The 8610-nt window shown below is 47.7% G+C and carries 9 protein-coding genes; 3 read left to right on the top strand and 6 right to left on the bottom strand.

Features of this window, described 5'->3' with window-relative positions; genetic code table 11:
• Positions 1–34: 34 nt before the first annotated feature.
• Positions 35–304 (bottom strand): 30S ribosomal protein S15, encoded by a 270-nt coding sequence (gene rpsO / locus QVP67_RS00160; protein WP_022161550.1) that lies wholly within the window; start codon positions 302–304, stop codon positions 35–37.
• A gap of 349 nt (positions 305–653) precedes the next feature.
• Between rpsO and typA the strand changes: the two genes are divergently transcribed.
• Positions 654–2456 (top strand): translational GTPase TypA, encoded by a 1803-nt coding sequence (gene typA, locus QVP67_RS00155; RefSeq protein WP_022161549.1) that lies wholly within the window; start codon positions 654–656, stop codon positions 2454–2456.
• Between the two features lie 240 nt (positions 2457–2696).
• On the top strand, positions 2697–3566 hold the full coding sequence (locus tag QVP67_RS00150) for a helix-turn-helix domain-containing protein (RefSeq protein ID WP_022161548.1): 870 nt from the start codon (positions 2697–2699) through the stop codon (positions 3564–3566).
• Positions 3567–3705: 139 nt separating this feature from the next.
• On the opposite strand, the gene QVP67_RS00145 is transcribed toward QVP67_RS00150, so the two are convergent.
• The 4 genes from QVP67_RS00145 to QVP67_RS00130 form a co-directional block, all read right to left on the bottom strand.
• Positions 3706–4353, bottom strand: a complete 648-nt coding sequence (locus QVP67_RS00145; RefSeq protein ID WP_022161547.1) for a nitroreductase family protein — start codon at positions 4351–4353, stop codon at positions 3706–3708.
• A 41-nt stretch (positions 4354–4394) separates the two neighbouring features.
• Positions 4395–4778, bottom strand: a complete 384-nt coding sequence (locus QVP67_RS00140; RefSeq protein WP_277122046.1) for a DUF6565 domain-containing protein — start codon at positions 4776–4778, stop codon at positions 4395–4397.
• 152 nt (positions 4779–4930) lie between these two features.
• Complete coding sequence (locus tag QVP67_RS00135) at positions 4931–6400, bottom strand: catalase (RefSeq protein ID WP_022161545.1); 1470 nt, start codon at positions 6398–6400, stop codon at positions 4931–4933.
• Positions 6401–6418: 18 nt separating this feature from the next.
• A complete protein-coding gene (locus QVP67_RS00130) occupies positions 6419–6886 on the bottom strand; it encodes a hypothetical protein (RefSeq protein ID WP_022161544.1) in 468 nt (155 codons plus the stop codon).
• 107 nt (positions 6887–6993) lie between these two features.
• Between QVP67_RS00130 and QVP67_RS00125 the strand changes: the two genes are divergently transcribed.
• Positions 6994–7878: a LysR substrate-binding domain-containing protein gene (locus QVP67_RS00125; protein ID WP_022161543.1), complete on the top strand. Its 885-nt coding sequence runs from the start codon at positions 6994–6996 to the stop codon at positions 7876–7878.
• A gap of 96 nt (positions 7879–7974) precedes the next feature.
• Here QVP67_RS00125 and QVP67_RS00120 read toward each other — a convergent pair.
• On the bottom strand, positions 7975–8610 hold a 636-nt coding region (locus QVP67_RS00120), incomplete at its 5' end, for a phosphoenolpyruvate carboxykinase (ATP) (protein ID WP_288179729.1).

Genomic DNA, 8610 nt, shown 5'->3' with positions numbered 1-8610 from the left:
CTTCTTTGCTTTAATGCTATTGCCGCAAGTGTGATTACTTACGCAAGCCAAGCTCTTTAACGATGGCACGATAGCGATTGATGTCGCGGTTGTACAGGTAGTTCAGTAACGCACGGCGTTTACCTACCAACATCGTCAAGGCTCTTTCAGTACTATAATCCTTTCTGTTGAGCTTCATGTGCTCAGTCAGACGGGCAATACGGTAGGAAAACAAAGCTATCTGAGACTCAGCTGATCCAGTATCAGAGTTAGACTTTCCGTACTTGCCGAAGATTTCTTGCTTTTTAGCAGCGTCTAAATACATAAAATGTTTAATTAAAAAGTTATTGAATATTCCCTTTCGGGGCTGCAAAGGTAGATATTATCTTTGATATGGCAATGACTTTCAGGCAAAAAAGTGATTGCTATGTTCTTTTTTGTCGAAAATAGTTGAGTGTTTGTGCCCGATTGCGCAGCAGCGGATTGTAATGTTAAAACTAAAGTGACAATAGCGATCCCTGAAGGAAGGATGGCAGTGATTGAAGGTTGTACATTGGAAAAACGGGTGTGGAAACAGAGAATTAGAGGGTTAAGGAAGCGACTTTTTGACATATACCGGACGGTAATCGTAAAAAATGCACTATCTTTGCACCCTGAAAATAATAGGTATTCGTATGCAAAACATCAGAAACATTGCCATCATTGCCCACGTGGACCATGGCAAGACGACGCTTGTAGACAAGATGCTGCTGGCCGGAAATCTGTTCCGAAGCAACCAGAGCACGGGTGAATTAATGCTGGATAACAATGATTTGGAGCGTGAACGAGGAATAACGATTCTTTCGAAAAACGTATCTATCAATTATAAAGGTACTAAAATCAATATTATCGACACTCCGGGACACAGCGACTTTGGCGGTGAAGTAGAGCGTGTGCTCAATATGGCCGACGGTTGTATCCTGCTGGTGGACGCTTTCGAAGGGCCGATGCCGCAGACGCGTTTTGTGCTTCAGAAAGCTTTGCAGATTGGTCTGAAGCCCATTGTGGTGGTCAATAAGGTCGATAAGCCCAATTGCCGCCCCGAAGAAGTATATGAAATGGTATTTGACCTGATGTTCAGCCTGAACGCAACGGAAGACCAGCTTGATTTTCCTGTGATTTACGGTTCGGCCAAGAATAACTGGATGAGTACCGACTGGCAGAAGCCAACGGATAATATTACTCCGTTGCTCGATTGCATCTTGGAGAATATTCCGGCTCCTGAACAACTGGAGGGTACGCCGCAGATGCTGGTGACTTCACTTGACTATTCTTCCTATACCGGTCGTATAGCAGTGGGACGTGTTCATCGCGGTACGTTGCGTGAAGGCATGAATGTGTCTTTGGCAAAGCGTGACGGAAGCATTGTAAAAACAAAAATCAAGGAACTGCATACATTTGAAGGTATGGGCCGTGTAAAAGTGCCCGAAGTATCGTCGGGTGATATTTGTGCGCTGGTTGGTATCGAAGGATTCGAAATCGGTGATACCATTTGCGATTATGAAAATCCGGAAGCATTGCCGCCTATCGCTATCGATGAGCCTACCATGAGTATGCTTTTCACCATTAACGATTCGCCTTTCTTCGGTAAAGAAGGAAAGTTTGTGACTTCGCGTCACATTCACGACCGTTTGATGAAGGAGCTGGACAAAAACCTGGCTTTGCGTGTGAAGAAGAGCGAGGAAGATGGCAAATGGATTGTATCGGGTCGTGGCGTGTTGCACCTGTCGGTGCTCATCGAAACCATGCGTCGTGAAGGTTATGAATTACAGGTAGGTCAGCCGCAAGTTATCTTTAAGGAGATAGACGGTGTAAGATGCGAACCTATCGAGGAATTGACAGTGAATGTCCCCGAAGAATATGCCAGCAAGATTATCGATATGGTGACTCGCCGTAAGGGAGAAATGGTGAAGATGGAGAGTGCGGGTGACCGTGTGAACTTGGAATTCGACATGCCTTCGCGCGGTATCATTGGTTTGCGTACTAATGTGTTGACTGCTAGTGCCGGCGAAGCCATCATGGCTCATCGTTTCAAGGAATATCAGCCTTATAAGGGTGAGATAGAACGTCGTACCAACGGCTCCATGATTGCGATGGAAAGCGGAACAGCTTTTGCCTATGCCATCGATAAATTGCAGGATCGTGGTAAGTTCTTTATCTTCCCGCAAGAAGAAGTGTATGCCGGTCAGGTTGTAGGCGAGCATTCGCATGATAACGACCTTGTTGTGAACGTGACCAAGTCGAAGAAACTGACCAATATGCGTGCCAGTGGCTCAGACGAAAAAGCCCGTCTGATTCCGCCCGTACAATTCTCACTCGAAGAAGCATTGGAATACATTAAGGAAGACGAATATGTGGAAGTAACTCCGAAGTCCATGCGTATGCGTAAGGTCATTCTTGATGAGACGGAACGTAAGCGTGCGAACAAGAACTCTTAAACGACGTATTTTCATATAATAAGCGAAAGGGCTGTGCCGAGACATTATTGGTTTCGACACAGCCCTTTCAGCTTTTTAGCTTTGCAGCGACAATATTATGAGTTTTGTTTGCTACCTTTTGTATGGGAAAACAATTTTTAATTCAGTGCATATTGTTAGGTGTTTCGGAAAGAATGGCGTAAATTTACGGCATTCTATACTTTTCATAAGAAGAAACTGCTGAAAATGCCTGAAGAGAATATGCAACATACAGGGCCGATGTACCGGTTTGATTGTCGCCGTCAGGAGTTTGCTCCTTACGGGCTGACGTGTGAAGTGTGGACTCCCGATCTGATGCGGCGCCCCGACCGTCATAATGAGATAGAACTGAACTATGTGCCTGCCGGTTCCATTGCTTATTTATTTCAGGATCGCAGGGTAGTAGTGCCTTGTGGACGATTGGCAGTGTTTTGGGGGCTGGTTCCTCATCAAATTGTGCATTACGAGTCTGATACGCCTTACTATGTTTGCACCATTCCTTTTTCCTTGTTTCTGGAATGGCGGCTTCCATCAGCTTTTACCGATGCGGTGCTTCGCGGGGGTGTGTTGCTGGATGACGAAAGGCGTCAAGGTAAGGTCGATTATGACGAGTATTTGCTGAGGCGAATGGCATCGGAGAGCGATAAACCTTATTTTCAGGAGGTTACTACACTGGAGCTGCATGCGCGTCTGTTGCGTATGGCAGTAGGCTTGACCAAGGGGAAACAATTGGAAACTCAGTCTGTATATTCGGGTGAGATCAGTCTGGTAGAACAGATGGCCATTTATATTGCACGCAATTATAGGGAGCCTATCAAAGTGACCGATGTCGGGGCTGCTGTGGGGCTACATCCCGACTATGCGAATGCTCTGTTCAAGAAAGCCTTCGGGCTTACGTTGGGTGAGCATATTATTGAGGAGCGGGTTGCTCATGCCCAGCGGATGCTGGTGACTGGTAATCAGGCAGTGATGAACATTGCTTTCGAGTGCGGCTTCAATTCGGTCAGCAGTTTTAATGCTGCATTTCAGAAATTGAACGGCTGCACGCCGCGCGAGTTCAGAAAGCAATGCCGTGGCAAGGTTGGAGAATGAGAAAAGGATGTGGATAGATGATAAACTTCTTCAGGCACGAACTACATGGAAGCGATGCGGAAGCCAGGAAAGATATCCGCAACCATCTGTGTAGTTCGTGCCTGAAGTAGTTTCCAGAGACTTGCTATTTATGCCTTTTTCAGTCGATAAATTGTACTTTCTCTGCATTACGCGGTTTGGCGGCAGGCGCTTCGTTCGGATAGCCGAAAGCAATGCAGTATAGCAGTTCGTAGCCTTCGCTGAAGTTTAGTTTTTTCAGATATTCGGCAGCTTCGGGTGATTTCATGAAACGTGCCGGTCCACCCAGGCAACACGATCCGATACCCATAGATTGTGCCGTGAGTATCATATTGCCTCCCAACAGACCGCAGTCTATCTGTGAACAGTCATACGACGGATCATTGGCAATGAATACTACTGTCGGTGCGTTACGGAACATGTTTTTGAACGACGGGTCTTCGGCTGCTTTGGGGTTGCTCTTCTTGTAGAGTTCCGTTACGCCGTTGATAAATTCCGGATTGTCTACTACACGTACTTCCCACGACTGTTTGTTCATACCGTTGGGGGCATTGATGCCACATTTCAGTATGGTCTGCATGGTGTCACGGTTCACGGGTTGCGGTTTATACTGGCGGATACTGCGACGATCCATGATGGTTTTAATAACGGCTTCCGACTGGCTGAGGCTTTCAGAAGTCGCAGTGTTTTCTTTTTGCGAAGCGGGGGCGGTACATCCGATAGCCGCACACAGACAGAGGCCGCCCACGATACCTTTCAATAGTTTCATATACACGTTTATTTAGTTTGATGTTTCTGGCAATTATAAAATTAAGGATTGGTTTGTTGTTCCTGATTTTCCAGTCCTTCGTCCACTCCTTCAAGGAAACCACCGAGTGCAGCACCAGCCTTTTCCATCTGTTCCATGATGGCTTTTCCGCTATTTTTGAATACGGTGGCAGCATATTGACCTTGCAATTTGGCCACTTCTTTCAGTTCTTCCTCGGTGAGGTCTTCGTACGAGTTGATTTTGTCGAGTAGTTTGCTAAACTGCTCATTGGCTTTTTCCCATTGTTCGGCGGTATAATCCTTACCTTCTTCATTGATTTCTTCTACGAAGTCTTTCAGGTCGTCGATACGTCCTTGTTTCGATTGGCACGATTGAAAGCCCATGATGCCGATGGCGAACAGGGCGAGCAGGAGATACTTTTTCATAAGAGGTTCTTTTTTGTGAATCAAATAGTTCTTGGCAAAACTAGTGAAATATTTCAATAAAAACCTCTGCTTTTTTACTTTTTTCAGCCCTCCAGTCTTTGTTGGGTTACTTTTTTATATGTAAGATTTGCTGGAGGGCTGAAAGTATTAGGTTAGGCTTCGACCAGTCCGGGATGAGTCATGTCGATGCCCAGTGCCTGAGCGATGCCGCGACCATAATTTTCATCGGCTTTCAGACAGTTGCGGATATGGCGAAGTTTGATTTCTTCGGGAATGTCGCCCATTGCACGGGCTGTATTATCAAACAGAACCTGTTGTTGTGCAGGTGTCATCAGGCGGAACAGATCGCCGGCCTGTGAATAGTAATCCGAATCGTCTTCGCGGTAGTCCCATTGGTAGGCAGCTCCGTCCAGTTCGAGGGGTGGTTCCTTGTATTCGCCTTGTTGCTGCCATTCGCCATAGCTGTTAGGCTCATATCCCAGTGTCGATCCATAATTGCCGTCAACTCTCATTTGTCCGTCACGATGGTACATGTTGAGGAACGGACAACGGCTGCGGTTCACAGGAATCTGATGGTGGTTCACGCCCAAGCGGTAACGTTGTGTGTCGCCGTACGAGAAGAGACGTCCTTGCAACATGCGGTCGGGTGAGAAGCTGATGCCTGGCACTACGTTGGCCGGATTGAAGGCTGCCTGTTCTACGTCGGCGAAGTAGTTTTCGGGGTTACGGTTCAGTTCCAGTACGCCTACTTCGATGAGCGGATATTCTTTCTGCGACCATACTTTGGTGAGGTCGAAGGGGTTGAACGGACAGTTATCAGCCTGCTCTTCTGTCATCAGCTGGATGAACATGGTCCAACGTGGGAAATCGCCTTTTTCGATGCTTTCGTACAAGTCACGCTGGTGGCTTTCGCGATCTTTGGCTATGATGGCTTCAGCTTCCTGATCGGTCAGGTTCTTGATACCCTGCTGGGTACGTAAATGGAATTTTACCCACGTTCGTTTGCCTTCAGCATTGATGAGCGAGAAGGTGTGGCTGCCATAGCCGTGCATATGTCGGTACGAAGCCGGGATGCCGCGGTCGCTCATGGTGATAGTCACCTGATGAAGTGCTTCGGGCAGTAGTGTCCAGAAGTCCCAGTTGTTGCGTGCACTGCGCATGTTGGTGCGCGGATCGCGCTTGACGGCATGATTCAGATCGGGGAACTTCAACGGGTCGCGCAGGAAGAAGACGGGGGTGTTGTTTCCTACCAGATCCCAGTTGCCTTCGTCTGTATAGAACTTGATGGCAAATCCGCGGATATCGCGTTCGGCATCGGCAGCTCCACGCTCTCCGGCTACGGTCGAGAAGCGTACAAAAACTTCCGTCTCTTTGCCGATCTGTGAGAAGATGGAGGCTTTGGTGTAGGGGGTAATGTCATGAGTTACGGTAAATTTGCCGAAAGCTCCCGATCCTTTGGCGTGCATGCGGCGTTCGGGAATGACTTCGCGGTCGAAGTGTGCCAGTTTCTCCAGAAACCATACATCTTGTAAGAGCATCGGCCCCCGGCGTCCTGCGGTGGCTACATTTTGATTGTCGGCTACAGGTGCTCCTGCAGCGGTGGTCAGTTTCTTAGTTTTCATACCATGTTACGTTTATAGTTAGTGAATAAAGGGTATACCGATGAAATGGTCCAATTGAGTTTTGTCCTCGTCGGTGAGACGCCCGGTTTTCGATTTCAGAAAGGGTACAGGGTATGTTCGTGGAATGTTCAGTGTCCGTTTCATACGCATGTACATACTGCCTGTTCTGAATCGGTAAGTGGTGAAAAGAAGTGTACGGTCGGCCTGCACCAGCTGTTGTATCTGTCGGCTGAAGTCCTGCCATTGCCTGTGCGGATGTTGTCCGATGATGAACCATCCGCAGGTCCAGCAACCCGAAATCAGAAAGTCGCATCCTGCCAGCTTCTCCGGTGTGGCATCCGACACGGCGCTCAGGCTGACATTCAGGCCTTTCGACCAAAGGTACATGGCTATTTCGCGGGCATAAGCGGCCGTTTTTCCTTTGTGGCTGTAATAGAGGACAACGGCTTTTTTACCGTTGGTTATGTGACCATTTATCTTTTTCATCTTCTTTCTTTATTGTTTTCGAACAAATATATGGAGGAGTGGGTTATTTTTTTATATCTGCAAAATTCATTTTTTCGATAAACCTTATAGGCTAAAACGATTGAAACATGGAATTACGCCAACTGAAGTATTTCAAGGAAGCTTGCGAGCGGCAGAATTTTTCGGAAGCAGCTCGTGTACTTCATATCTCTCAGAGTACGCTTTCGCAGCAGATCAAACAGCTGGAGGATGAACTGGATGTATTGCTTTTCGACCGTATTGGCAAGCGTATTGTACCCACCGAGGCCGGTCATGCCTTTTTGCCTTATGCCGTCCGGGCCATTCACGATGCGGAAGACGGACGACAGATTATTCGTGACTTGAAGGGAATTGAAACAGGGGTATTGCGTATCGGTGTGACTTACAGCATGAGTCCGCTACTGATTGCAGCACTGAAGCTTTTTTCGCAAGCCCATCCCAAAGTACGGGTAGAAGTTACTTTTGCTACTTCCGAAGAACTGTTGAAGCGGTTGGACGGTAGTGGCCCCGACTTTGTACTTTCGTTCAAGCCGGAAGGGGTGGAAGATGAGTTTGAAACGCTGCCGCTTTTCTCTTCGCGTCTTAACTTCATCGTCCATCGTTCGCATCCGTTGGCCGAACTTTCGTCGGTCACATTGAAGCGCCTGTCGCAGACGCCGTTGATATTGCCGGCTTCTGGGTTTGCTACGAGAAAGAAAGTGGAAGAACTGTTCCGTCGGCATCATATGGAGCTTACGGCTTCTGTCGAAATGGACGACGTCCATACCATCATTCATGCGTTGAGAAGCGGGCAGTGGGGAACCATACTGACACAGGCCGCCGTTCGTGGTGAGCCCGACCTGATGCAGATTCCGATTCTTTGCAATGACCATCTCACTTCGCGTGGCTTTCTGTTTTGGCCACAGGGTACTTATCGGAAAAAGTCGGCTTTGGCTTTTGCTGATTTTCTGCTGAAAGTGACGGGTGGACGGTGAGGTTCTTGTTTTGTCTGCTGGAGAACTAGAAAAGAAAGAGGGTACATCCGCACCGGATGTACCCTCTCTTTTATTGATTGCTTATAGTCTTTTCGATTAGAGCTTCGGACCAGCAGCAACCAGCTTCTTACCAGCTTCGTTGCCAGTGAACTTAGCGAAGTTCTTGATGAAGCGGCCAGCCAGATCTTTGGCTTTTTCTTCCCATTGGCAAGCGCATTCGTAAGTGTCGCGAGGATCGAGGATCTTCGGATCAACACCCGGCAATTCTGTCGGAACTACGAAGTCGAAGTACGGGATAACCTTTGTAGGAGCCTTGTCGATAGAACCGTCCAGGATAGCGTCGATGATACCACGAGTATCGCGGATAGAAATACGCTTGCCTGTACCGTTCCAACCAGTGTTAACCAAGTATGCCTTAGCACCTACTTTTTCCATCTTCTTAACCAACTCTTCTGCATATTTAGTCGGGTGCAAGCTCAGGAAGGCTGCGCCGAAGCAAGCAGAGAATGTCGGAGTCGGTTCAGTGATACCACGTTCTGTACCAGCCAACTTAGCAGTGAAACCAGACAGGAAGTAGTACTGAGCCTGTTCGGGGTTCAGGATAGATACCGGAGGCAATACACCGAAGGCATCAGCTGACAGGAAGATTACCTGATGAGCGTGAGGACCTTTAGATACCGGCTTAACGATGTTTTCGATGTGGTAGATAGGATAAGAAACACGAGTGTTCTC

Origin of the sequence: Bacteroides sp. CAG:633 (assembly GCF_000435115.1) — a bacterium.
GTDB classification, from domain to species: domain Bacteria; phylum Bacteroidota; class Bacteroidia; order Bacteroidales; family Bacteroidaceae; genus Bacteroides; species Bacteroides ndongoniae.
Note: the sequence above shows the minus strand (reverse complement) of the source record. Positions and strands in the feature narration are given on the sequence as shown.

Coding starts and splice junctions, on each gene's coding strand:
- rpsO (WP_022161550.1), bottom strand. CDS start 304: ATGTATTTAGACGCTGCTAAAAAGCAAGAAATCTTCGGCAAGTACGGA.
- QVP67_RS00135 (WP_022161545.1), bottom strand. CDS start 6,400: ATGAAAACTAAGAAACTGACCACCGCTGCAGGAGCACCTGTAGCCGAC.
- QVP67_RS00140 (WP_277122046.1), bottom strand. CDS start 4,778: ATGAAAAAGTATCTCCTGCTCGCCCTGTTCGCCATCGGCATCATGGGC.
- QVP67_RS00130 (WP_022161544.1), bottom strand. CDS start 6,886: ATGAAAAAGATAAATGGTCACATAACCAACGGTAAAAAAGCCGTTGTC.
- QVP67_RS00145 (WP_022161547.1), bottom strand. CDS start 4,353: ATGAAACTATTGAAAGGTATCGTGGGCGGCCTCTGTCTGTGTGCGGCT.
- typA (WP_022161549.1), top strand. CDS start 654: ATGCAAAACATCAGAAACATTGCCATCATTGCCCACGTGGACCATGGC.
- QVP67_RS00125 (WP_022161543.1), top strand. CDS start 6,994: ATGGAATTACGCCAACTGAAGTATTTCAAGGAAGCTTGCGAGCGGCAG.
- QVP67_RS00150 (WP_022161548.1), top strand. CDS start 2,697: ATGCAACATACAGGGCCGATGTACCGGTTTGATTGTCGCCGTCAGGAG.